This window comes from Novosphingobium oxfordense (genome assembly GCF_044029435.1).
Lineage (GTDB): Bacteria > Pseudomonadota > Alphaproteobacteria > Sphingomonadales > Sphingomonadaceae > Novosphingobium.
In genome coordinates this window covers 3,342,022-3,363,751 of record NZ_CP147005.1, presented here as the reverse complement: position 1 = coordinate 3,363,751, position 21,730 = coordinate 3,342,022, and the positions used below count along the sequence as shown (strand labels likewise).

Sequence of the window (21,730 nt, the reverse complement as noted above, 5' to 3'; positions counted from 1 at the left end):
ACCTCAAATCAGACAATAGCCGTCGCCCCCCGCGAAGGCGGGGGCCCCGCTTTTCTTGGAAGCACACCGCAAGGCTGCAGGAAGAAGCGGGATCCCCGCCTTCGCGGGGATGACGGGGTTTTGACAATGAGGGGATGAGGTCGAGGGAGGAATATCTCCGCCCCGATTCAAACGCCCAGCTTGCCCCGCACGTCGCGGCCGTCCTTCCAGCCTTCCAGCCGCTTCAACAAGTCCGCATCGTTTTCCGGCAGCGTGATTTCCAGGCTGATCAGCAGATCGCCGCGGGTCGCGTCCTTGCGGGTCATGCCACGGCCCTTCAGCCGCATGACCTTGCCAGAGCTGGCGCCGGCCGGAATCGAGAGCATCACCGCACCCGAAGGCGTGGGCGTCTTCACCTTGGCGCCGTGCAGCGCCTCATCCAGAGTCACCGGCAGGTCCAGCCGCAGATCGTCGCCATCGCGGCGGAAATAGGCGTGGGGCTGGATCTGGATGGTGATGATGGCATCGCCGGAGCCGCCCGGCCCCTGCTCTCCCTTACCCGAAAGCCGCATCTGCGTGCCGTCTTCCAGCCCGGTGGGGAGCTTGAGGTCGATCGTCTTGCCGTCCGACAGGGTGATGCGCTGCGGATTGAGTTCCGCCGCGTCGAGCAGCGGCACCGAAAGCCGATAGGAAACGTTGGCGCCGCGCGGCGCCGCCCGGGAATGACCACCCATGCCGCCCATCCCGCCGAAGCCACCGGCACGCTGGCCGCCGCCACCGAAGATGCCGCCGAACAGGTCTTCCAGATCGATCCCGTCGTTGCCGCCGAAACCGCCCGAAAAGCCGCGCTGGCCGGCCCCGCCGAAACCACCGCCGCCAAACCCGCCCGTACCGCCGCCGCCGCCGAAACCACCGAAGCCCATCGGGTTGCCTTCGGCATCGATCTCACCGCGATCGAACTTGGCGCGCTTGTCCTTGTCGGAAAGCAGGTCGTAAGCGGTGGTCACTTCGGAGAAGCGATCGGCCGCCTTGGGATTGTCCTTGTTGGTATCGGGATGAAGTTCCTTCGCCAGCTTGCGATACGCGGATTTGATTTCCTTCTCGCTGGCCGTGCGCGATACACCAAGGGTGGAATAAGGGTCTGCTGCCATGTGCCCTAGCTAGGATCGCGCGCGCCGCTCGGCAAGCGAAGCTTTCCTAGTTCATTCGCCGGAGGTATGGCGGCCCGCATGTCCTTCCCTCCGAACAGGATTTGTCGAACTCTATACGGCATGGGACAGGACATCGCGGCCCGGGATTTCTTCGGGGCGAGCGTGTAGACTGTGCCGGCCGCCATCTTCACAGGCGCGGCCCGCATCAATTCAGGAAGCGAATATGGAAGCTGAACAGGCGCGCGAGGTCATTCCCCACGGCGATCCCATCGCACTGTTTCAGGCCTGGTACGACGAGGCGCGTGAGACCGAGCCCAGCGATTCGAACGCCATGGCACTCGCCACCGCCACGCCCGATGGCGTCCCCTCGGTCCGTATGGTGCTGCTGAAGGGCTACGGCCCCGACGGCTTCGTGTTCTATACCAATGGACGCAGCCGCAAGGGGCAGGAGATCGCGGCCAATCCGCATGTGGCGCTGCTGTTCCACTGGAAGAGCCTGCGCCGACAGATCCGCATCGAAGGCGTGCTGTCGCCTGTCACCGATGCCGAGGCGGATGCCTATTTCCATTCGCGCGCCCGCGATTCGCAGCTGGGCGCGGTCGCTTCGGACCAGTCGGCCCCGCTGGAAAACCGCGAACGGTTCCTGGCCCGTTACGAAGAGGCGAAGGCCCGCTTCGAAGGTGGCGAGGTCGATCGGCCGGAGCACTGGACCGGCTATCGCGTCGTCCCTTCCGCCATCGAGTTCTGGCACGACCGGCCCTATCGCCTGCACGAACGCCGCCGCTTCGTGCGCGACGAGTCCTCGGCTGGTGGTTGGACCAGCTCGCTGCTCTATCCGTGACGGCCAGAGCATGAGCGATCACGCCTCCCTCACACGCAGCGCCGCCATGGCCAGCATCGGCACCGCCGTGTTCCTGCTGGCGCTGAAGGGCTGGGCGGCCTGGACCACCGGCTCCACCGCGATGCTGGGCAGTCTGGCAGACACCACGCTGGACCTCGTGGCCAGTCTGGCGACACTGCTGGGCGTATGGATCGCCGCGCAGCCGGCGGATGACAAGCACCGCTTCGGCCACGGCAAGGCTGAGGCGATCGCCGCGCTGTTCCAGATCGTGCTGATCTCGATCTCCGCGATCGGCATCGCCAGCCGCGCGATCGAGCGGATGTTCACCGGCCATCAGGTGGAGGAGGTGCAGGGCGGCATCGTCGTTTCGGCGATCGCCATCGTCGTCACTCTGGCGCTGGTCGCCTGGCAGCGCCATGTGATCCGCCGCACCGGCAGCCTGGCCATCCATACCGACAGCGTCCACTACCAGTCCGACCTGCTGCTGAACGTGGCGGTGATCATCGCGCTGGTACTTGAATATTACGCAGGCTTCGGCGGGGCGGACGCGCTGTTCGGCCTGCTGATCGCCGGCTGGCTGGCCTGGGGTGCATGGGGCGCGTCGCAAGCGGTGCTGGACCAGTTGATGGACCATGAGTGGCCCGCTGAAAAGAAGCAGCGCTTCCTGGAAGTGCTGGCGCAGAACCCGGACATCACCGGCGTCCACGACTTGCGCACGCGTACTTCGGGCAACAAGGACTTCGTGCAGTTCCACGTCTGGGTCGATGCGAAGATGACGGTGCGGGAAGCGCACAAGGTGATGGACGCGATCGAGGATCGCCTTCACGCGGTGTTCCCGGATCTGGAAATCCTGATCCATCCCGATCCGGAAGGTCTGGTCGACGAAAGAGGCCCGGCCGGCAAGGACATCCTGCCGCCGATTCGCGTCACGCAGGATTGAAATCAAACCCCGCCGGGGAACAGCGCCAGCAGCTTGCCCATCCGGTCGTGCAATTCGCCTTCCTGCGCATGGCTGGTCTCGCCCAGGCGGACGACGGTGAGCAGCTGGTCGGGCGATCCGACCACGTATTGGCCATTTTCGCCCAGGCAGGCGAAAGCGTTGGACGGCGCCTGCCCCGGAAACAGCATCGCCTGATCGCTCGCCTTGGCGCGGTTGAGCCAGACCCCGGCGCCATAGGCGACATTGCGCGGCGACGGTTCCAGCATGAACTGCACCCAGCGGCGCGGCAGCACCTGCGCGCCGCCCACGGATCCGGTGTGGCGCAGGAATTCGCCCAGCTGTGCCCAGTCCCGCGCGGTGGCATGGACCATGGCCGAGCCGATCATCGTCCCCCGGCCGTCATAACCGACCAGCGTGGATCCCATGCCCAGCGGCAGCAGCACGCGATTCTTCAGATATTCAGCCACCGCCACGCGGCGACGGTCCGGACTCAGATCGGGCGAGAGGACACGGGCGGCGAGATCGGCCAGAATCACCGGCGTCGCCGCGCTATTCTCGAACACCGCACCGGCGGGAGCCTCCAGCGGCTGCGCCTCGGCATAGGCGGCCATGTCGTCACGCCCGTCGAGGAACAGCATCCGCATGCGGTCCGATTGCTGCGCAACGCCATCCTTGGGCGATCCGCCCGATTCGGCGTGGCGCAGGCCGGACCGCATCTGGAGCAACTGGCGCAGCGTGATTTCCCCGCGCGGATCGCCGGGGCGCTGCCATTCTGGAACCGGCGCCGATTCGTCCAGCCGCAGCCGCCCGTCGCTGACCAGCTGGCCGATCATCAGCGCGGTCACGCACTGGCCCATGCCCCACCCTTGCAACCGGGTATCCGGCTTGATGCCATCGCCATAGCGGGCGGCGATGACCGAACCGCGCTTCATGACGATCAGGGCATCGGTGCGGCCTACCTCGCCCTCCTCGAACAGCCCGTCGATCGCACGGCCGAACGCATCGTGCGCGGCGCCGCCGTTGTCCTTGATCGCCGCCTGCGCCTCCGCACTCGGCGGCGGGGGACCGTCCGGCGCCGATTTTCCACAGCCCCAAAGCGGCAGCACCAGGGCTGGCACCGCGAGGAGGGCAAGGATATGGGGAGGACGGCGCACCGGCATGACGCGGGTGTGATGTGCGAGGCGCGAACGGATGGCAACAGCCGGAACTGAAAGGATGGGGGACAGCATGCCGCGGGAGCGGCAACCGTCTCCCTGGCTGCGAAACATCCTGCTGCTGGCGGCATTGGCCCTGCTGATCGCGCTGGCCTTCGCGTGGCCGGGACTGCGCGAGCAGGCACGGATCAGCACCTCCTATGCCGCCCAGTCGGGCTGTGCCTGCCGGTTCATTTCCGGCCGCGAACTGGGATCGTGCAAGGCGGACCTCAAGGTGGCGGAACTGGGCCGCACCACCGGCCTGGTGATGCTGTCGGAAGATACGCAATCCCATGCGGTGAAGGCCAGCGTGCCGCTGCTCGCTAGCCAGACCGCCACTTTCGCGCCCGATCGCGGTTGCCAGCTGGAGGCATGGCCGCGTTAACGCTGCGCACACTTCCAACCGCCGCGCATTTGTTCTAGTGCGCAGCGCATATGACCGAACAGCGCGATTATAGAGCGACCGTCTTCCTCCCGAAGACCGATTTCCCCATGAAGGCCGGGCTCCCCCAGAAGGAGCCGGGTATTCTTGCGCGCTGGCAGGAACAGGACATTTACGCGAAGACGCGCGAAGCCCGCGACGGCCGCGAGAAGTTCGTGCTGCATGACGGCCCACCCTACGCGAATGGCGACATGCACATCGGCCACGCGCTGAACCACATCCTGAAGGACATGGTCGTCCGCACCCAGACCCTGCTGGGCAAGAACGCACCCTACGTCCCCGGCTGGGACTGCCACGGCCTGCCCATCGAGTGGAAGGTCGAGGAAGAGTACCGCAAGAAGAAGAAGAACAAGGACGAGGTTCCGGCGGAGGAATTCCGCGCCGAATGCCGCGCCTATGCCCAGAACTGGGTGAACGTGCAGCGTGAGCAGCTGAAGCGCCTTGGCGTCAACGGCGATTGGGACAAGCCCTACCTCACCATGGACTTCCAGGCGGAAGCGACCATCGTCACCGAACTGCTGAAGTTCGCCGAGCACGACATGCTCTACCGCGGCGCCAAGCCGGTGATGTGGAGCCCGGTGGAAAAGACCGCGCTGGCCGAAGCCGAAGTCGAGTACGAGGACATCGTCTCGACCCAGATCGATGTGGCGTTCGAAATCACCGAATCGCCGATCGAGGAACTGGTCGGCGCCCATGCCGTGATCTGGACGACCACGCCGTGGACGATCCCGACCAACCAGGCGCTCGCCTATGGGCCGGAGGTGGAATACCACCACTACCGCGCGCATGACGGCCGCCGTTTCCTGATCGCCGTGCCGCTGCTGGAAGCCTTCTTCACGCGCAGCGGGCTGGGCCCGGTTGCCGAGAGCGTGACCGGCGAGGCCGATCTTTCCGAATACGCGCTGGGCACCTATCGCGGCGCCGACCTTGCCGGCACCAAGGCCCGCCACCCGATGCACGGATTGGGCGGCTTCTTCGCCGAACCGCGCCCGCTGCTCGCGGGCGATTTCGTCACCACCGAGAGCGGCACCGGCCTCGTCCACATGGCGCCCGACCATGGCGAGGACGACTTCCTGCTCTGCAAGGCGAACGGCATCGGCCCCAAGTTCGTGGTCGAAGCCGACGGCAAGTACCGCGAGGACTGGGGCTGGCTGGGCGGCCAAGGCTCGGTCATCAATCCCAAGTTCAACGCGCCGGACGGCCCGATCTGTTCGGACCTTCGCGAAGTGGGCGCGCTGCTGGCGGCTTCGGCCGACTACAAGCACTCCTACCCGCATTCGTGGCGTTCCAAGGCCAAGGTGATCTTCCGCTGCACCCCGCAGTGGTTCGTGCCGATGGACAAGGTTCTGGGCCACCTGCCCTCCAAGACCCGCGCCGAGCGCCGCTGGGAAGGCGAAGGCGGCGCCATCGATCCGATGGACGAGACCGCCGAAGCCTCGCCGACGCTGCGAGAAGCCGCGCTGGACGCTATCGCCGAAACGCGCTTCGTGCCCGAAAAGGGCCGCAACCGCATCGGCGCCATGGTCGAAGGCCGCCCGGACTGGGTGCTTTCGCGCCAGCGCGCCTGGGGCGTGCCGATCACGCTGTTCGTCGACCGCAAGAGCGGCGAATACCTGGTCGATGCCGAAGTGAACGCCCGCATCATCCACGCCATCCGCGAGATCGGCGTCGATGCCCTGGTCGGACGCCCGCGCGCAGGAATACCTGGGCGCGAAGTACGATGCCGAGAACTACGAGCGCGTCGTCGACATTCTCGACGTCTGGTTCGATTCCGGCTCGACCCACGCCTTCGTGCTCGAATCCGGTCGCTGGCCCGAACTGGTGCCGGCAGAGGATCACACCGGCCCGACTGCCGACCTCTATCTGGAAGGCAGCGACCAGCATCGCGGCTGGTTCCAGTCCTCGCTGCTCGAATCCTGCGCCACGCGCGGCCATGCGCCGTACAAGGCGGTGCTGACCCACGGCTTCACCATGGATGCCAAGGGCTTCAAGATGTCGAAGTCGCTGGGCAACACCATCAGCCCGATCAAGGTGATGGAGACCAACGGCGCCGACATCATCCGCCTTTGGGCGCTCTCGGTCGACTATACCGAAGATCACCGCATCGGTGACGAGATCCTGAAGGGCGTGGCCGACCAGTACCGCAAGCTGCGCAACACCTTGCGCTACCTGCTGGGCGCGCTGGACGGATTTTCCGACGAAGAGAAGCTGCCGGTTGCCGAGATGCCGGAGCTGGAACGCTACGTGCTCTCCCTGCTCGCCGGCGTCGACGCCACACTGCGCAAGGCCGTCGCGGACTTCGACTTCAACACTTACGTTCGCACCCTGCTGGATTTCTGCAACGAAGACCTTTCGGCCTTCTTCTTCGATATCCGCAAGGACTGCCTCTACTGCGACGGCCCCGCCGATCCGAAGCGCCGCGCCTATCGCACCGTGCTGGACACACTGTTCCACGCGCTGGTGCGCTATGCCGCACCGGTCACCGTCTTCACCGCAGAGGAAGTCTGGCAGAGCCGCTTCCCCGGCAGCGACAGCGTGCACTTGCTCGAATGGCCGGAAGTCCCCGCCGTGGAAGCGGACGCCGCCCGCTGGGCCGAACTGCGCGCGCTACGCGTGAAGGTGACCGAAGCGATCGAGCCGCTGCGCCGCGAGAAGATCGTCGGCTCCAGCCTTGCCGCTGAAGTAACGGTTCCCGCCTCCGCGCCGGCCAGTGCCTCCGACGCCGACCTGGCCGAACTGTTCATCACCGCGAAAGTCACGCGCGGGCAGGGCGATGAGGTGACTGTCACGCCCTCCACCGACCACAAGTGCGGCCGCTGCTGGCGCCACCTTCCCGAAGTTTCGGAAGACGGCGACCTGTGCGACCGTTGCGACGATGTCGTGGGCGCGCTGGAGACCCCTGCATGAGCGCTTGGCGCAACCGTTTGATCGGGCTGCTGATCGCGGCTGCGGTCTTCGTGGTCGATCAGGCGGTGAAGCTGTGGATGGTCGCCAACCTGAAGACCATTCCCACGGGCGAGCGGGTGATCGAGATCCTGCCGATCTTCAATTTCCGCTGGACCGAGAACTACGGCGTTTCGCTGGGCCTGTTCACCGCGGGATCGCCCGAAGGGCGCTGGGCACTTGTCGCCATGACCGGCGCCATCGCGCTGTTCGTGCTGGTCTGGCTGCTGCGTGAGCGCAAGCTGCCGGAAATCGCCGCGCTGTCGCTGGTACTGGGCGGCGCGCTGGGCAATATCCGCGATCGCTATGGCAATGGCTATGTCATCGACTATGCCGACCTGCACTTTGGCGAGTTCCGCCCTTTCCTCGTTTTCAACATCGCCGATGCCGCCATCACCATCGGCGTCCTGATTATCCTTGCCCGTTCACTGCTTTCGCGCGACAAGCCCGACACGAACGGCGGACACGACACGGCTGATGCCGCCCCGGAGATTTGAGTTGATGCCCATGAAGAAGACCGGAGCCCTGATCCTCGTCGCCGCCGGTGCGGCGCTCGTCTCCGGCTGCGGAAGCACTGGCCTGTTCAATCACGCCCGTCCCGATGAATTCGCCGTCCAGCGCCAGACGCCGCTGGTGGTGCCGCCAGACTTCGCGCTGACCCCGCCGAAGCAGGGCCAGCCGCGCCCCAGCGACGATACCCTGCAGCAGCAGACGCTGGACGCGCTGTTCGGCGGCCCGCAGGCCCGCAGCGATATCGAGAAGTCGACGCTGAATCTGGCAGGTCCCGCCGATCCCGCCATCCGTTCGACGGTGGGCGATCCGGGCACCTACACGGTCGCCAAGGGCCAGGTGACCCGCGCAATCCTCGCCGCCCCTGAAGGCGACGGTCAGAGCGCGCAGACCGCCATCGGCGGCTGAGGCTTTTCACAGCACACGAAAAGAGCCGGGGCGGGCAGACCGCTTCCGGCTCTTTTTTTTGTTTTGGGGCTAAGGCGGTGCACCCAAGCTTGGCCTGTTCCGCTCCGTCGCCCCGCGCAGGCGGGGCTCCCGCTTGTTCTTAGCGACCTCGCGCGCCGCCTCGAAGAAGGAAGCGGGATTCCCGCCTGCACGGGGATGACGAGGTATTGTATTGCTGGGGAGGTTCCTGTGATCTCGGGCAGAAGGGAGCCGAAGGCGACGGCTCACCCCTCGCCGGCCACTCCATCGTCACCGGCATCGTCGGCGATCCGCGAGACGAGGATCTTGTCGATCTTCAGCCCATCCATGTCGACGACCTCGAAACGCCAGCCCTGATCGGCAAAGTATTCGCCTTCGCGCGGCACTTTCTTCATCACCGCCAGCACATAGCCGGCGACCGTAGCGAATTCGCGATCATCGTTGAGCGTCAGCCCCAGCTTGTCCGCCAGCGCATCGGCCGGCATCGAGCCAGAGACCAGCAGCGAGCCGTCCTCTCGTTCGGTAACGAGCGGGGCGTCGCCTTCATCCAGATGGCTGACGAACGATCCCGCCAGCGCCGCCAGCATGTCCGACGTGGTCACCACGCCTTCCAGGTGCCCATATTCGTCATGCACCACCGCCATCGGCACTTCGGCCTGCTGCAGCTTGCGCAATGCGTCCATGGAATCGAGCTGGTCGGGAATGACCTCCGCCTTCTTCATCAGCGCGGCGATTTCAACCGGGCGCCCGGCAACGAATGCAGCCAGCACTTCGCGCAGCTTCAGGATGCCCAGCACGGTATCGGGAGAGCTTTCGCGCGCCACCGGCAACAGCGAGTGGGGCGAAGCCTCGATCTTCGCACGCAGCGTTTCGACATCGGCGTCGATATCGATCCAGTCGATCTGGTTGCGCGGCGTCATCAGTTCGCGCACCGGGCGGTCTGCAAGACGCATGACGCCCGCCATGATCGCGCGTTCCTCTTCCTCGATCACGCCCGAACGCGTGGCCTCTGCGAAGATCATCTGCAGTTCTTCAGCCGTGATCTGCTCCTCTCCGCCGCGCCGTACGCCGATCAGGCGCAAGATCAGACCCGAGGACCGATCGAGCAGCCAGACGATCGGCGCCATCGCCTTCGACATCCAGACCATCGGCTGCGCCATGACCAGCGCCACCGATTCGGCAGCGCGCAAGGCCAGCTGCTTGGGCACCAGTTCGCCCACCACCAGGCTGGCATAGGTCGTCACGATGATCACCAGCGTGAACGCGCTTTCGTGCGAAAAGCGGGGCGAGATGCCCCATGCCTCAAGGCGTTCCGATACCGGCTGCTCAAGGCTGGCACCCGAATAGGCGCCGGCGACGATGCCGATCAGGGTAATGCCGATCTGCACGGTGGAGAGGAACTTGCCGGGGTCTGCTGCCAGGTCCAGCGCGGTCTGCGCGGCCTTGCTGCCCTTGTCGGCGGAGATCTTCAACCGCGCGGCACGCGCCGACACGATGGCCAGCTCGGACATGGAGAACAGGCCGTTGATCAGGATCAGGCCGGCGATGATGAGGAGGTCGGTCCAGGGAAAGGGCGTCACAATGAACCCGCGCTAGCAGAAATCATGGATGGTGCGAAGCGGATGTTGCACATGCAGCATTCAATCACACCCGCGAAACGGACGCGCCAAGTTCGCCCGGATTGTTCCAAGCCATTGTTTGCGAGGGAACACCGGACTTTCGCATTCGTTCCTCCCCCAGCGTCCATATGCTATTCATGGTCACGACTGCACACAGTCGCCGGTAGTAATTCGCAGAGGAAGGGCAAACTCATGATGAAATCACGCCTGCTGGTATCCGTTGCCGCCGCCGTTTCACTCATTGCGGTTTCGGGGTGCGTTACCGATCCCAACACTGGGCAGAGGAAGGCCTCCCGCACTGCGATCGGCGCAGCGGGCGGCGCGGGCCTCGGCTATCTGCTGGGCAGCGTGATCGGCGGCAGCACCGCGCGCATCGTCGGCGCCGGCATCGGCGGCGTGGCAGGCACCGTGGTCGGCAGCCAGATGGACAAGCAGATCCGCGAGCTGAAGGAAACCACCGCCGGTTCGGGCATCGACGTGAAGCAGGAAGGCGACGGTATCCTCGTCAACCTGCCCGACGTGACTTTCGCCTTCAACTCCACCGAGATCAGCCCGTCGTTCCAGCAGTCGCTGAACAAGGTGGCCGATTCGATGAAGCAGTATCCGAACAGCCTGATCGACGTTTACGGCCACACCGATTCGGTCGGCTCCGACGCGTTCAACCTCGATCTTTCGAAGCGCCGCGCCGATTCGGTCGCCCGCTACCTGATGATGCAGGGCGTCTCCTCCGCCCGCATCCAGACGCAGGGCATGGGCAAGAACTATCCGGTGGCGGACAACGCGACCGAGGAAGGCCGTGCCCAGAACCGCCGCGTGGAAATCAAGATCACGCCGGTCACCACCGAGCAGGTCCAGGCCGCGCACTGATCGCGCAAATATGCGAATGTGAAGGGGCCGGCGGTGCGTCCGGCCCCTTTTTCATGCCCACAAGGAATGCCTGCCCATGCGAATCGCGATCCTGTGCATGCCGGTGATGCTGGCCGCCTGTGTTTCCGCACCATCGACGACGACGCCGAATCCACATCCGATCGGCATGGCCAACCCGGCTTCCAAATACTGCGTCGAACAAGGCGGCCGCAGCGAGATTCGCCGCCAACCGCAGGGAGAGACCGGCTACTGCCACTTGCCCGATGGCCGCGTGGTCGAAGAATGGCTGTTCTATCGCGCCGCACATCCCGCCAGCGATTGAACGCGCGGAGCAACCTCGACATTCCGCCGCGAACACGCGAAAGACACGGGCCATGACCATATTCGCGATCCCCGGTTTCGACCTTTCCGCCTTTGTCGACGCAACCTTGGCCGAAGACCTCGGCGTGGGGCTCCCGGGGGGAGGGCATGACGTCACGTCCGAAAGCGTGATCGACGCCGATGCCCGCTTTTCCGGCGTGATGGATTCGCGCGACGCGATCACCGTCGCCGGCCTGCCGATCGCCGCCGCCTTCTTCCGCAGCCTCGATCCGGCAATGGAAATCGAGATCCTGGTGGAGGAGGGCGCCCGCGTCGCCCCAGGCACCAAGCTGATGCGGCTGACCGGCAATGCCCGCGCCATGCTCACCGGCGAACGCGCTGCACTCAATACGGTGCAGCACTTGTCTGGAATAGCCACGATGACGCGCGACTATGTCGATGCCATGCAGGGTCACGCCACCCTGCTGGACACGCGCAAGACGATTCCCGGCCTGCGCCATCTGGAAAAGTACGCCACCCGCATGGGCGGGGCGCAGAACCACCGCATGGGGCTGTGGGATGCGGCAATGATCAAGGACAACCACGTCCTCGTCGCCGGAGGAGTCGGCCCTGCCGTAGCCCGGGCCAAGGCAGCGGGCGTCGCCCAGATCATCTGCGAGGTCGACCGCATCGATCAGATCGAACCGGCCATCGCGGCAGGCGCGCACCATCTGCTGCTCGACAACATGGCGCCGGATACGCTGCGCGAGGCCGTAGCCATCGTCGACGGGCGTGTGCCGACCGAGGCCTCGGGCGGCGTGAATCTCTCCACCATCGGCGCCATCGCGGCCTCCGGCGTGACCTACGTTTCCGTCGGCCGCCTGACTCAGAGCGCGCCGGCTGCGGATATCGGGCTGGATTTCACGCCACTTTGACAGGGAAACGGGATTCAGTTCCCGGGTTAGCCGCCCGCCTGCCCCTCCGAATCCCAACCTCAGTTCCCCGTCATCCCCGCGAAGGCGGGGATCCCGCTTATTCTTGAGACTTGGAAACAAAAAGCGGGGCCCCCGTCTTCACGGGGGCGACGGAGTGCAGGCTGCGAGGTTTCCCTGTCGCCGCGCCTAGCGCCGTTCCCGGAAGAAGCTGCGCAGCATCTCGGCCGCCTCGCTTTCCCCGATGCCCGAATAGACCTCCGGCCGATGGAGGCACTGATCGTGCTCGAACACGCGGGCACCATGTTCCACCGCACCGCCCTTGGGATCGGCCGCGCCGTAATAGAGCCGGGCGATCCGCGCGTGCGAGATGGCGCCCGCGCACATCGCGCAGGGCTCCAGCGTCACCCAAAGCTCGCAGCCCTCGAGTCGCTCGTTGCCCAGAATCGACGCAGCGGCGCGAATCGCCTCGATCTCGGCATGGCTGGTGGGATCGTGACGCTCGCGCGGACCGTTGCGCCCCGTCGCAATTACAGCGCCATCCTTCACTACCACCGCACCGATCGGCACTTCGCCCGACTCGGCGGCTTCCCGCGCTTGCGCGAGGGCGAGTTGCATGTATTGGGGGAGGGGCCAGCGGGTCATGTTCCAGCGCTAGCGGCTGAAAAAGCTGTGTGCAACTTGACCATCGCGGGGGGAATCGCTAAGGGCGCGCCTTCCCGTATTAACGGCAACAGATTTTTTCGAGCGAGAGTTAGACATGTCCCGCATCTGCGAACTGACCGGCAAGGGCCGCCAGGTCGGCTGCAACGTCAGCCACGCCAACAACAAGACCAAGCGCGTCTTCCTTCCCAACCTGCAGAACGTTACGCTTCTGTCGGACGGCCTGGAGCGTAGCTTCAAGTTCCGCGTTTCGACCCACGGTCTGCGTTCGGTTGAGCACAACGGTGGCCTCGACAACTGGCTGCTGAAGTCCTCGGACACGGCACTCTCCACGCGCGCGCTCAAGGTGAAGCGCGAGCTGAAGAAGAAGCTGGCCGCCTGATTTTCGCACGCTTCCTTCGGGAAGCGTGATTTTTCAGGACATGCGACAAGGGCGTGCAGGCATTCTGCCTTGCGCGCCTTTTCGCATGTCCTGAATCCTTGGGACGGCCGCACGATCGGTGCCGGGCTAGCTACAGTGCCTGTCAGGGAAGTTCGGCGGGATCCACGCTCATCTTCCAGAGCAACGTGCGCTGGAGCGGCGAATAGTTGTCGTCGGAGATCAGCCAGACGGTCAGCCGCCCATCTGCGCGCGGGACGATGGCCAGCCCCTCGAAATTGTCGATCGGCAGGTCCGAAGACAATCGCGCGACTTCGGTGACACGCCAGGGCTGGCCGGGCCGAATCGTTCGCGGATCGCCGATGGCGATACGTCCCGCGAAGCGCTGGGGCATCGGCCAAATCAGGCTGCGCATCAGGATCAGCAAGCGTCCATCGGGCATCTGCGCCATGTCGGTGGGGCTGAATCCGGTCGGACCGTCGAAGAGAAAACGCTGACCGGTCGGATTCTCGGTGGGATCCCCGGCGAAAGTGACGGCTGGATGCAGGCGATCGCTCCAGCCTTCGAACCCTTCGCGCAACAGCACGAAACGGCCATCGGCAAGGCGGGCCATCGCCTCCGGCCCGGTGTTCACGCCCCAGTCGCGCATCGATTCGGGCCGCACGCGGCGTTCCACGTGAAACGCCGGGCTCAGCCGGTAGATCGCGTTCAGCCCTTCCAGCCCCAACCAGATCGTGCCGCTGCCGTCCTCGGTCGCCGATTCGACGTCGCGATCCTCCTTGGAGTCGCCATCGGAAAGCGGCAGGCGGCCGATCTTGCTGTGCTGCTGCGATTCACCCGGCGCGCGGAAACGCAGGAAGTTACCCGAATCGCTCAGCGCCAGCATCTCGCCATCCGGCCGCATCAGCAGCGCGGAAAAGCTACCGAAGCGATGCGTGCGGCTGCGCAAGTGCCATGCCTGCTCCAGATGAAAGACGCCCAGTTGCGCCGCCATTCGGTCCTGCGAAGGCAATGGCAGCGCTTCGAACGTGAGTTCAAAGCGCTTCATCTTCACTGGAGGGGCGGAACGCGCCCAAGTCAGCGGCAACAGCGCCAGCAGCGCAAAAAGAGCTATGGTGCGGCGCACCCGGAGCGGGATAGGCATTATCCCGTAAGCCGCAAGCCGGTTTCGCGCCCTTTCCCCTAAAGGGGCAGTTCGCGCTTTAGTTCATCGGGCCGGTAAACAGGATCGGATCGAGCCGGGCATCGTTCCACTTGATCGACCAGTGCAGATGCGGGCCGGTGGCGCGCCCGGTCATGCCGATGCGGCCGATCACCTGCCCCTGCTTCACATGATCGCCTTCCTTCACCAGCAGTTGCGAGCAGTGCAGGAAGGCGCTGTTCAGGCCCATGCCGTGATCGATCATCAGCAGATTGCCCTCCAGCGAGAAGGGCTTTTCCGCCGCCAGAATCACCACGCCGTCAGCCGGTGCGACGAAGGGCGTGCCACTGGTGCCGGTGGCGATGTCCAGACCCGAATGATAGGCCGCCGGCTCGCCCTGATAGACGCGCTGCGATCCGAACCGACCCGAAATGCGCCCCTTGGCCGGCCACACGAAGTGCTGGCGCCAGCCTTGCGCATCGGTCTGCAACGTGCGGGCGGCGTTGATCCGGTCCAGCTCCGGCTGACGGATCTTCATGAATTCTGCCGTCGGCCCACCGGGCTTGCGCGGAATATTGATGTTCTCGATCTGCCAGGCGCGCGGTGCGATGCTGACCGTCTGCGAAACCTTGCGGCCATCGGCCAGCGTGGCGATCAGCGTTTCACCCGGCTTGGCGTCGCGATCGAAGGCGGCGAACCAGGCGCCGTCCGCCGCGATCTTCACCGGCTCTCCATCGAGGGTCAGCGAGCGGGTGCCTTGGGGAACCTTGCCGCGAACCCAGCCGCCCTGCGTCACTTCGCCGGCATAGGTAATGCCGGAAGGACTGGCGGTCATCGTCGTGGCAGCGGGGGATGCCCCCACCAGAGCGACCAAGCCGGCAACCGCAAGCGCGCCGCCGGCGATGAGCGATACTTTCAGGCGGGTCATGCCTTCCCGAGCAGGCGCCGGGTGGCGATTTCTGCGGAGGCGTAGGGCTCTTGAAGCTCCACGCTCCAGTAGCGCAGTTCCTCAAGCGGTATCTTCTCGCCCGAAACGGCGCAGAGCACGAAGTGGCCACCGCTCAGGACGCGGAATCCATTGGGGCCATATTGAAGCTTGGCGGGACGATCGGCGGAAGACATCAGCATGGGCAAATCCTAGCAGGTCGCGCTGGTCAAAACAAATCACCCTGTCGCGGTTCTACCGGCTTCGATGCTTCCGCCTTGGCGCGCGCCGGGCGCTTGGGGGCGGAAGGCTCGATCGGGGCCGGAGCGGCAGCCGGCGGGGTCGGCTCAATAGAACCCGCGCCGCCTGAACCGGGGGTGACCGCACCGGGAACGACCGAAAGCGCGCCGTCACGGAAGCGCAGCGTGAGCACCGCCTCTGCCGCTGCCACATCGCGGCTGGTCAGCGTGCGTCCGTCCTGTGCGGTGACGCGGGCGAAGCCGCGCTCCAGCGGCTTGTCGGGATTGAGCTGAGGCAACACGCGCGCGGTCGGTGCCAGCGCATCGCGCGCCATCGCCCACCGGCGCTGGAGCAGACGCGGGTGCAGCCCGGCACGCTCCACGCGCTCGCCGGAAACCTGAACGCGGTGGCGCAGTAGGGGCAGCGAGAGTTTGCCGGCGACACGATTCAACTGCTCTCGCTTGGCGCCGGCTTCGTCGCGCAGGCCACGGCGCAGGCGTTCCGACAGTTCGTCCAGCTTCTGCGCCTTGGCCGCCAGAATCGCCTCGGGCTTGGGCAGGCGCTGCACGCGCGCCTCCAGCCGCTCGCGCCCCAGCGTGACCGGGCGCAGCGCGCAGCGGCGCTTGCGATAGGCCAGCTCGTCCAGCGTCGCGGCCAGTTCGGCGCGGACCGGCACGGCCATTTCAGCGGCGGCGGTTGGCGTCGGCGCGCGGCGGTCGGCGGCATAGTCGCAAAGCGTGGTGTCGGTCTCATGCCCCACGGCCGAGATCACCGGGATCGACGATTCGGCAACGGCGCGAACGACGACTTCCTCGTTGAACGACCACAAGTCCTCGATCGAGCCACCACCGCGCGCGACGATCACCAGATCGGGGCGCGGCACCGGACCACCCGGCTGTATCGCCGAGAAGCCACGCACCGCGTTGGCCACCTGCTGTGCGGAACCTTCGCCCTGAACCAGCACCGGCCACACCAGCACGCGGCTGGGAAAACGGTCCGCCAGCCGGTGCAGAATGTCGCGAATCACCGCGCCGGTGGGTGACGTCACGACGCCGATCACTTGCGGCAGGAAGGGCAGGGCACGCTTGCGCTCCGGCGCAAACAGCCCTTCGGCGGCCAGGCGCGCGCGCAGCTTTTCCAGCAGCGCCAACAGCGCGCCTTCGCCGGCGATCTCCATCGTCTCGATGACGATCTGGTACTTCGATCGGCCCGGATAAGTCGTCAGCTTGCCGGTGACGATCACTTCCACGCCGTCTTCCGGGCGGAACGCCAGACGCTGGGCACCGCCGCGCCACATGACGCCGTCGATCACCGCCTTGTCGTCCTTCAGCGCGCAATAGAGATGGCCGGATGCCGCCCGCTTCACGCCCGAAAGCTCGCCCCGCAGGCGCACGAAGCCGAAGCGATCTTCCACCATGCGCTTCAGCAGGTTCGAAATCTCGCTGATCGAGAGCGGCGCGGCGTTGTCCCCGGGCGCTTGCTTCGCTACCAGCCCACCGGAACGACCATCATCGAATTCGTCGTCATCGAAAGGCACGGGCAATGAATATCCTTCTTCTGGGCTCTGGCGGCCGCGAACATGCGCTGGCCTGGAAGCTGGCGCAATCCCCGCTCTGCGAGACCCTTTGGGCTGCCCCCGGTAATCCCGGGATCGCCGAAGTGGCAAGCTGCATCGACCTGGATGTCACCGATCATGCCGCCGTCATCGCCTTCTGCGAGACCAACGTGATCGGCCTGATCGTGATCGGGCCTGAGGCCCCGCTGGTCGACGGCCTGGGCGATTCGCTGCGTGCTGAAGGCTTTTCGGTATTCGGCCCGAACCAGAAGCCGGCCCAGCTCGAAGGTTCCAAGGGCTTCACCAAGGATCTGTGCGAGCGCGCGGGCATTCCCACCGCCGGGTACGAGCGCGTTTCGACCGAGGCTGACGCCATGGCCGCCCTCGCCAAGTTCGGCGCGCCGGTAGTCATCAAGGCCGATGGCCTTGCCGCCGGCAAGGGCGTGACCGTGGCGATGACCATGGACGAAGCCGAGGAAGCCGTGCGCGAGATCTTCTCGGGTCGCTTTGGCGAAGCCGGCGCGGAAGCCGTGATCGAGGAATTCATGGAGGGTGAGGAAGCCAGCTTCTTCGCGCTGACCGACGGTTCCACCATCGTCCCCTTCGCATCTGCGCAGGACCACAAGCGCGTGGGTGACGGCGATACTGGCCCCAACACCGGCGGCATGGGCGCCTACAGCCCCGCTCCGGTGCTGACGCCGGCACTGGAAGCCGAAGTCCTTGAGCGTATCATCGCGCCGACCGTGCGCACGCTGGAGAACGAAGGCATTCCTTATTCGGGCGTGCTGTTCCTGGGCGTGATGCTCACCGCACAGGGGCCGAAGCTCATCGAATACAACTGCCGCTTCGGGGATCCGGAGTGCCAGGTGATGATGATGCGCCTGGAATCGGACCTCGTCGAACTGCTCCATGCCTGTGCCGACAACCGCCTTGCCGCGATCCAGCCGCCGAAGTTCAGCGACGATACCGCGCTGACCGTGGTGATGGCGGCGGATGGCTATCCGGGCACGCCCGCCAAGGGCGGTGCGATCGACGGGATCGACAAGGCCGATGCGCTGGGTGCCAAGGTCTTCCACGCCGGCACCACGCTGAAGGACGGTGCCCTCGTGTCCAGCGGCGGCCGCGTGCTCAACGTGACCGCGCGCGGCGCTTCGGTGACGGAAGCGCAGGCGAAGGCTTATGCCGCCGTCGACGCCATCGACTTCCCCACCGGCTTCTGCCGCCGCGATATCGGCTGGCGCGAAGTGGCACGCGAGAAGGCTTCGGGCGAGTAAGCGCATGGCCAGCCGGGTCGATACCGCTCTTAAGCTTTCGCTGGCCGCCGCCGCCCTGATCGCGGGATCGGGCATTGGCTGGTATTACGGCGTGGTCCTGCCCCGGCAGGCCGCGCGCGAGGAGGCCCGCCAAGCCGTGGAGCGCGATGCCGAGCAGTCGCGCCAGAAGGCGGCCGAGCGGGCCGAAGCCGAAGCGAAGAAGCGGCAGGAATCGGCCCAGCTGGAATATCAGGACTGCCTGAATTTCGCCGAACTCTCCTACAAGGAGCGCTGGACCGCGAGTTGCCACGCGCAGCACGATGCCGACGTTGCCGCGTTCGAGGATTGTGCCGACGACCTCTTCGCCACCGAGGAAGGGTGCCGCGCCAAGCACCCGATCCGCCCGGAGCGGGATTGCGCACTGCCGGCGCAGACCGCGCAGAGCTATTCCGACGCGCGCGAGCAGCGCAAGAACGAGTGTCTGGCGCGATTGCAGTCAGCGCAGGGTGGCGGGATGTCCGTGCCGCAGCAGCCGATTCAGCAGCAGCAGATGCAGGCGGTCCAGCCGATGACTCCCTTGGCGCAGCCCACCTATCAGTGATGGGTCTTTGGAGGCGGGCGCGATCAGCCCACTTCCCCCAGCCAGCCTCTCCACACCTAACTCCGTCATCCCGCGAAGGCGGGGATCCCGCTTATCTTTGAGTATGCCGCAACGAAGCGGGGCCCTCGCCTTCGCTGGGGCGACGAAGTGCGGTTTAAAAAGGTTTGGACGGAAACTGCCGTTAGCGGTGAATACCGCACTGCCAGCCGCACCGATGAAATCTCCACTACCGGCACCTCCCAAGGATGGATCGCCATGATCCGCTCCAATGCGGCCACGAACGCCGGATCTTTCGGTGGGCACGGTGCATGGACCGAGACAATCACCGTCGGCGAAAGCGTGGCATCCCCGGGCTTGCCCAGCGTGGGCTGGGCATCCGGCCCCGGACGGAAGCCCTCCCAACCCGGACTCAGTTCGAACACGCCCTTGTAGAGTCCAAAGTCCCCCAGCGGATTGTCCTCGCGGATGACGGCGAGAATCTGCGCCAGCACCGGATCGCGTTCGGCCGCCGCGCCAATGCCATTCAGCATCGTCGCCAAAGTCTCGGCCGTAACCGGCACGTGAATCCGCACCAAAGTCGCATCGCGCAGCGTCACGCCGCTTCGCTTTCCATCAGCAGCCGCACGACCATGGCGAGCCGTTTGGCGTCTTCGCGTGCGAGGTGTTCCTTGGGCAGCAGGGTCTTCGCTTCTTCCAGCGCGGCGACGACTTGCGGGCGCGTATAGCCGCGCGACATCATCCATTCGCCCAGATAGCGGATCGGGAAGGGCAGCGATGCGCTGAGACCCTGGCACAGCACTTCCAGCCAATATTCGTCCAACTCGGCATCGGAATAGACCGCGCAGCCGCCGACGAATTCGGTCATTTCGGCAAGCACTTGCGCGGCGGGCAGGCCATCGCATTCCAGCATGGCGCGGGAAATGCCGTGAAGCGCTTCGGCTTCTTCCGACCAGTCCCAATGCTCCCAGGCCGCCAAGGGGCGGATCATCCAGGCGCGGCTTTCGCCATCGGTGCGGGCGATCGCGACTTCGATGGGATAGGACTGGCCGTGCTCTGGCAGGCAGCTTGCCTCGAAGTCGATCAGGGCAGGTATCGTGATTGCCATGCAGCCTCGCGGGAGAGGGGGACGAAATCCCAGCCTCTCCCGGAGCAGGTCCCGCGTCAAGAACGCGGGCGATGTCGTGACGTCAGCCGACGACTTCGGCGGTCAGCGCCTTGAGGTCCGCCTCGGGGCGGGCGCCGTAGTGCGAGATCACTTCGCAGGCGCAGATCGCGCCCATCTTCAGGCACTGCTCAAGGCTCATGCCGCGCACGTGGCCGAACAGGAAGCCGGCGGCGAACAGGTCGCCCGCGCCGGTGGTGTCCACCACACGGTCGATCGGCTCCGCACCGATTTCCACGCGCTGGCCTTCCGACAGCGCAACGGCGCCGGCGGAACCACGGGTAACGACCAGCACCGGAATCTTCGGCGCGAGTTCGGCAACGCCCTTTTCGAAATCGTCATGGCCGATCAGCGCGGCCATCTCGTGCTCGTTGCAGAACAGCACGTCGATCATGCCGTTGTCGATCAGGTCGCGGAAATCGGCACCGTGGCGGTCGATCACGAAGCATTCCGACGGCGTGAAGGCGATCTTGCGGCCGGCTGCGCGGGCTGCCTCGATCGCCTTGCGCATCGCGGCGCGCGGTTCCTCGGGATCCCAGAGGTAACCTTCGAGGTAGAGCACGGCGGCGCTGGCGATGGCGCTTTCGTCCAGCGCTTCGGCGGGCAGGTGCTGCGAGGCGCCCAGGAAAGTGTTCATCGTGCGCTGGCCGTCCGGCGTCACGAAGATCAGGCAGCGCGCGGTGGGCACGCCGGTGCGGGCGGGCACGTCGAAATCGATGCCGCCGGCGCGGATGTCATGGGTGAAGACTTCGCCCAGCTGGTCGTCGGCCACCTGGCCGATGAACGCGCACTTGGCGCCCAGCGCGGCCAGGCCGGCCAGCGTATTGGCGGCCGAACCGCCGGAGATTTCGCGCGCGGGGCCCATCGCTTCGTAAAGGCTCGTGGCCTGATCCGCGTCGATCAGCATCATGCCGCCGCGCGAGAGACCGAGTTCGTCGATCAGCGAATCCGGGCAGTTGGCAATGACGTCGATGATGGCGTTGCCGATGGCAATCACATCGAGAGTAGGCGGCACGGTGGGCTGGGCCATGCGGTCGTGTTCCTTGATGGTCTGAAAATGTTTGGGAGTTGATATCGCGCCTAGCGCGCGGCCGGCCGCTTCGCAAGCGCCACGGCAGTTGACAGGGCGAACCGTGCGGGCAATGCCGGGCGCAATCATGATCCAGACGCGTCCGACCCCGACCGCCCTTCGTCCCCTTTCCCTACGAAGCCTGAAAGGCCCGCTGGCGGCTTCCGCGCTGGCGTTGCTGCTGGCGGCGTGCGGCGCGGGGGGTGGTGCGGTCAACAGTACGCCCGCACCCAATCGGACGCCGCACCGCCCGGGCAAGCTTTCCGACGTGCGCCAGCCCAGCCATGTCTCCCGCGCGCCCACCCTGCAGGCGATCCCGGGCGTGGCCGGCGTGATCGGGGCCGACCGTTCGCAACTGGTGCGCGCCTTCGGCGAACCGCGCCTGGACGTGTGGGAAGGCGACGCCCGCAAGCTGCAGTTCACCGGCACCGCCTGCCTGCTGGACATCTACCTCTACCCCACGAACGGATCGAAGGAACCAGTGGCAACTTACGTCGACGCTCGCCGCGCGTCCGACGGGCAGGATGTGGACCGCGCCGCCTGCATCGCGGCGCTGCGCAAACCCTGAATCAAGCCCTGATCGACCCGGGGCGCTCTAC

The 21,730-nt window shown here is 65.8% G+C and carries 23 protein-coding genes and 1 pseudogene; 13 read left to right on the top strand and 11 right to left on the bottom strand.

Annotated elements, in window-relative coordinates; all coding sequences use genetic code 11:
• Positions 1-167 precede the first annotated feature (167 nt).
• Positions 168-1,130, bottom strand: a complete 963-nt coding sequence (locus WBP07_RS16090; RefSeq protein WP_395392579.1) for a DnaJ C-terminal domain-containing protein — start codon at positions 1,128-1,130, stop codon at positions 168-170.
• Positions 1,131-1,353: 223 nt separating this feature from the next.
• Here WBP07_RS16090 and pdxH point away from each other — a divergent pair, with 223 nt between their 5' ends.
• Both pdxH and WBP07_RS16080 read left to right on the top strand, forming a co-directional pair.
• Positions 1,354-1,971: a pyridoxamine 5'-phosphate oxidase gene (gene pdxH, locus WBP07_RS16085; RefSeq protein WP_395392578.1), complete on the top strand. Its 618-nt coding sequence runs from the start codon at positions 1,354-1,356 to the stop codon at positions 1,969-1,971.
• 10 nt (positions 1,972-1,981) lie between these two features.
• On the top strand, positions 1,982-2,911 hold the full coding sequence (locus WBP07_RS16080; RefSeq protein ID WP_395392576.1) for a cation diffusion facilitator family transporter: 930 nt from the start codon (positions 1,982-1,984) through the stop codon (positions 2,909-2,911).
• A gap of 2 nt (positions 2,912-2,913) precedes the next feature.
• Here WBP07_RS16080 and WBP07_RS16075 read toward each other — a convergent pair whose 3' ends face one another.
• Positions 2,914-4,071, bottom strand: a complete 1,158-nt coding sequence (locus WBP07_RS16075; protein ID WP_395395815.1) for a serine hydrolase domain-containing protein — start codon at positions 4,069-4,071, stop codon at positions 2,914-2,916.
• Between the two features lie 67 nt (positions 4,072-4,138).
• On the opposite strand from WBP07_RS16075, the gene WBP07_RS16070 reads away from it, so the two are divergent.
• The 4 genes and pseudogenes from WBP07_RS16070 to WBP07_RS16055 all read left to right on the top strand — a co-directional run bounded on the left by WBP07_RS16070 (position 4,139) and on the right by WBP07_RS16055 (position 8,407).
• Positions 4,139-4,489 (top strand): hypothetical protein, encoded by a 351-nt coding sequence (locus WBP07_RS16070; protein ID WP_395392574.1) that lies wholly within the window; start codon positions 4,139-4,141, stop codon positions 4,487-4,489.
• Positions 4,490-4,539: 50 nt separating this feature from the next.
• Positions 4,540-7,453, top strand: a pseudogene (gene ileS, locus WBP07_RS16065) (isoleucine--tRNA ligase).
• A complete protein-coding gene (gene lspA, locus WBP07_RS16060; protein ID WP_395392572.1) occupies positions 7,450-7,986 on the top strand; it encodes a signal peptidase II in 537 nt (178 codons plus the stop codon). Before ileS ends, lspA begins: the two are co-directional and overlap by 4 nt.
• Before the next feature lie 4 nt (positions 7,987-7,990).
• Entirely contained in the window at positions 7,991-8,407 is a 417-nt protein-coding gene (locus WBP07_RS16055) for a DUF3035 domain-containing protein (protein WP_395392571.1), read from the top strand.
• Positions 8,408-8,670: 263 nt separating this feature from the next.
• Here WBP07_RS16055 and WBP07_RS16050 read toward each other — a convergent pair whose 3' ends face one another.
• Positions 8,671-10,005: a hemolysin family protein gene (locus WBP07_RS16050; RefSeq protein WP_395392569.1), complete on the bottom strand. Its 1,335-nt coding sequence runs from the start codon at positions 10,003-10,005 to the stop codon at positions 8,671-8,673.
• A 231-nt stretch (positions 10,006-10,236) separates the two neighbouring features.
• Here WBP07_RS16050 and WBP07_RS16045 point away from each other — a divergent pair, with 231 nt between their 5' ends.
• The 3 genes from WBP07_RS16045 to nadC all read left to right on the top strand — a co-directional run bounded on the left by WBP07_RS16045 (position 10,237) and on the right by nadC (position 12,146).
• On the top strand, positions 10,237-10,911 hold the full coding sequence (locus tag WBP07_RS16045) for an OmpA family protein (protein WP_395392567.1): 675 nt from the start codon (positions 10,237-10,239) through the stop codon (positions 10,909-10,911).
• Between the two features lie 76 nt (positions 10,912-10,987).
• Positions 10,988-11,233, top strand: coding sequence for a DUF333 domain-containing protein (locus WBP07_RS16040; RefSeq protein ID WP_395392565.1), 246 nt, complete (start codon positions 10,988-10,990; stop codon positions 11,231-11,233).
• 52 nt (positions 11,234-11,285) lie between these two features.
• Positions 11,286-12,146, top strand: a complete 861-nt coding sequence (nadC, locus tag WBP07_RS16035) for a carboxylating nicotinate-nucleotide diphosphorylase (RefSeq protein ID WP_395392563.1) — start codon at positions 11,286-11,288, stop codon at positions 12,144-12,146.
• 186 nt (positions 12,147-12,332) lie between these two features.
• Here nadC and WBP07_RS16030 read toward each other — a convergent pair whose 3' ends face one another.
• Positions 12,333-12,788, bottom strand: a complete 456-nt coding sequence (locus tag WBP07_RS16030; protein WP_395392562.1) for a nucleoside deaminase — start codon at positions 12,786-12,788, stop codon at positions 12,333-12,335.
• Positions 12,789-12,903: 115 nt separating this feature from the next.
• Here WBP07_RS16030 and rpmB point away from each other — a divergent pair, with 115 nt between their 5' ends.
• Positions 12,904-13,188: a 50S ribosomal protein L28 gene (gene rpmB / locus WBP07_RS16025; protein WP_395329586.1), complete on the top strand. Its 285-nt coding sequence runs from the start codon at positions 12,904-12,906 to the stop codon at positions 13,186-13,188.
• A gap of 142 nt (positions 13,189-13,330) precedes the next feature.
• Here the strand turns inward: rpmB and WBP07_RS16020 are convergent, their stop codons facing one another.
• From WBP07_RS16020 to xseA, 4 genes are read right to left on the bottom strand one after another with little or no spacing between them, the layout of a single operon-like run.
• Positions 13,331-14,329, bottom strand: a complete 999-nt coding sequence (locus WBP07_RS16020) for an esterase-like activity of phytase family protein (protein WP_395392560.1) — start codon at positions 14,327-14,329, stop codon at positions 13,331-13,333.
• Positions 14,330-14,387: 58 nt separating this feature from the next.
• Complete coding sequence (locus WBP07_RS16015; protein WP_395392558.1) at positions 14,388-15,254, bottom strand: M23 family metallopeptidase; 867 nt, start codon at positions 15,252-15,254, stop codon at positions 14,388-14,390.
• Positions 15,251-15,454, bottom strand: coding sequence for a DUF2093 domain-containing protein (locus tag WBP07_RS16010; RefSeq protein ID WP_132387764.1), 204 nt, complete (start codon positions 15,452-15,454; stop codon positions 15,251-15,253). Before WBP07_RS16010 ends, WBP07_RS16015 begins: the two co-directional genes overlap by 4 nt.
• A gap of 26 nt (positions 15,455-15,480) precedes the next feature.
• Positions 15,481-17,034 carry an exodeoxyribonuclease VII large subunit gene (gene xseA / locus WBP07_RS16005; RefSeq protein ID WP_395392556.1) on the bottom strand — a complete coding sequence of 518 codons (1,554 nt, stop codon included), beginning with the start codon at positions 17,032-17,034 and terminating at the stop codon, positions 15,481-15,483.
• Between xseA and purD the strand changes: the two genes are divergently transcribed.
• Positions 17,034-18,320, top strand: coding sequence for a phosphoribosylamine--glycine ligase (gene purD, locus WBP07_RS16000; RefSeq protein ID WP_395392555.1), 1,287 nt, complete (start codon positions 17,034-17,036; stop codon positions 18,318-18,320). The genes xseA and purD overlap by 1 nt on opposite strands.
• Before the next feature lie 4 nt (positions 18,321-18,324).
• Positions 18,325-18,900 (top strand): hypothetical protein, encoded by a 576-nt coding sequence (locus WBP07_RS15995; RefSeq protein ID WP_395392553.1) that lies wholly within the window; start codon positions 18,325-18,327, stop codon positions 18,898-18,900.
• A 65-nt stretch (positions 18,901-18,965) separates the two neighbouring features.
• Here the strand turns inward: WBP07_RS15995 and WBP07_RS15990 are convergent, their stop codons facing one another.
• The 3 genes from WBP07_RS15990 to WBP07_RS15980 all read right to left on the bottom strand — a co-directional run bounded on the left by WBP07_RS15990 (position 18,966) and on the right by WBP07_RS15980 (position 21,092).
• Complete coding sequence (locus WBP07_RS15990; RefSeq protein WP_395392551.1) at positions 18,966-19,496, bottom strand: hypothetical protein; 531 nt, start codon at positions 19,494-19,496, stop codon at positions 18,966-18,968.
• Complete coding sequence (locus tag WBP07_RS15985; RefSeq protein ID WP_395392550.1) at positions 19,493-20,005, bottom strand: hypothetical protein; 513 nt, start codon at positions 20,003-20,005, stop codon at positions 19,493-19,495. Before WBP07_RS15985 ends, WBP07_RS15990 begins: the two co-directional genes overlap by 4 nt.
• A gap of 82 nt (positions 20,006-20,087) precedes the next feature.
• Positions 20,088-21,092, bottom strand: a complete 1,005-nt coding sequence (locus WBP07_RS15980) for an adenosine kinase (protein ID WP_395392549.1) — start codon at positions 21,090-21,092, stop codon at positions 20,088-20,090.
• Positions 21,093-21,219: 127 nt separating this feature from the next.
• Between WBP07_RS15980 and WBP07_RS15975 the strand changes: the two genes are divergently transcribed.
• The gene (locus tag WBP07_RS15975; RefSeq protein WP_395392547.1) at positions 21,220-21,699 is read left to right on the top strand and encodes a hypothetical protein; all 480 of its coding nucleotides are present in this window, start codon (positions 21,220-21,222) and stop codon (positions 21,697-21,699) included.
• Positions 21,700-21,730: the final 31 nt, after the last annotated feature.

Bases quoted from the DNA above. Each gene is read 5' to 3' on its own strand.
- WBP07_RS16010 (WP_132387764.1), bottom strand. From the start codon at position 15,454: ATGCTGATGTCTTCCGCCGATCGTCCCGCCAAGCTTCAATATGGCCCC.
- WBP07_RS16090 (WP_395392579.1), bottom strand. From the start codon at position 1,130: ATGGCAGCAGACCCTTATTCCACCCTTGGTGTATCGCGCACGGCCAGC.
- lspA (WP_395392572.1), top strand. From the start codon at position 7,450: ATGAGCGCTTGGCGCAACCGTTTGATCGGGCTGCTGATCGCGGCTGCG.
- WBP07_RS16030 (WP_395392562.1), bottom strand. From the start codon at position 12,788: ATGACCCGCTGGCCCCTCCCCCAATACATGCAACTCGCCCTCGCGCAA.
- WBP07_RS16055 (WP_395392571.1), top strand. From the start codon at position 7,991: ATGCCCATGAAGAAGACCGGAGCCCTGATCCTCGTCGCCGCCGGTGCG.
- WBP07_RS16075 (WP_395395815.1), bottom strand. From the start codon at position 4,071: ATGCCGGTGCGCCGTCCTCCCCATATCCTTGCCCTCCTCGCGGTGCCA.
- WBP07_RS15995 (WP_395392553.1), top strand. From the start codon at position 18,325: ATGGCCAGCCGGGTCGATACCGCTCTTAAGCTTTCGCTGGCCGCCGCC.
- WBP07_RS15985 (WP_395392550.1), bottom strand. From the start codon at position 20,005: ATGGCAATCACGATACCTGCCCTGATCGACTTCGAGGCAAGCTGCCTG.
- pdxH (WP_395392578.1), top strand. From the start codon at position 1,354: ATGGAAGCTGAACAGGCGCGCGAGGTCATTCCCCACGGCGATCCCATC.
- purD (WP_395392555.1), top strand. From the start codon at position 17,034: ATGAATATCCTTCTTCTGGGCTCTGGCGGCCGCGAACATGCGCTGGCC.
- WBP07_RS15975 (WP_395392547.1), top strand. From the start codon at position 21,220: ATGATCCAGACGCGTCCGACCCCGACCGCCCTTCGTCCCCTTTCCCTA.
- WBP07_RS16020 (WP_395392560.1), bottom strand. From the start codon at position 14,329: ATGCCTATCCCGCTCCGGGTGCGCCGCACCATAGCTCTTTTTGCGCTG.
- nadC (WP_395392563.1), top strand. From the start codon at position 11,286: ATGACCATATTCGCGATCCCCGGTTTCGACCTTTCCGCCTTTGTCGAC.
- WBP07_RS16015 (WP_395392558.1), bottom strand. From the start codon at position 15,254: ATGACCCGCCTGAAAGTATCGCTCATCGCCGGCGGCGCGCTTGCGGTT.
- WBP07_RS16045 (WP_395392567.1), top strand. From the start codon at position 10,237: ATGATGAAATCACGCCTGCTGGTATCCGTTGCCGCCGCCGTTTCACTC.
- WBP07_RS15980 (WP_395392549.1), bottom strand. From the start codon at position 21,092: ATGGCCCAGCCCACCGTGCCGCCTACTCTCGATGTGATTGCCATCGGC.
- rpmB (WP_395329586.1), top strand. From the start codon at position 12,904: ATGTCCCGCATCTGCGAACTGACCGGCAAGGGCCGCCAGGTCGGCTGC.
- WBP07_RS16070 (WP_395392574.1), top strand. From the start codon at position 4,139: ATGCCGCGGGAGCGGCAACCGTCTCCCTGGCTGCGAAACATCCTGCTG.
- WBP07_RS16080 (WP_395392576.1), top strand. From the start codon at position 1,982: ATGAGCGATCACGCCTCCCTCACACGCAGCGCCGCCATGGCCAGCATC.
- WBP07_RS16040 (WP_395392565.1), top strand. From the start codon at position 10,988: ATGCGAATCGCGATCCTGTGCATGCCGGTGATGCTGGCCGCCTGTGTT.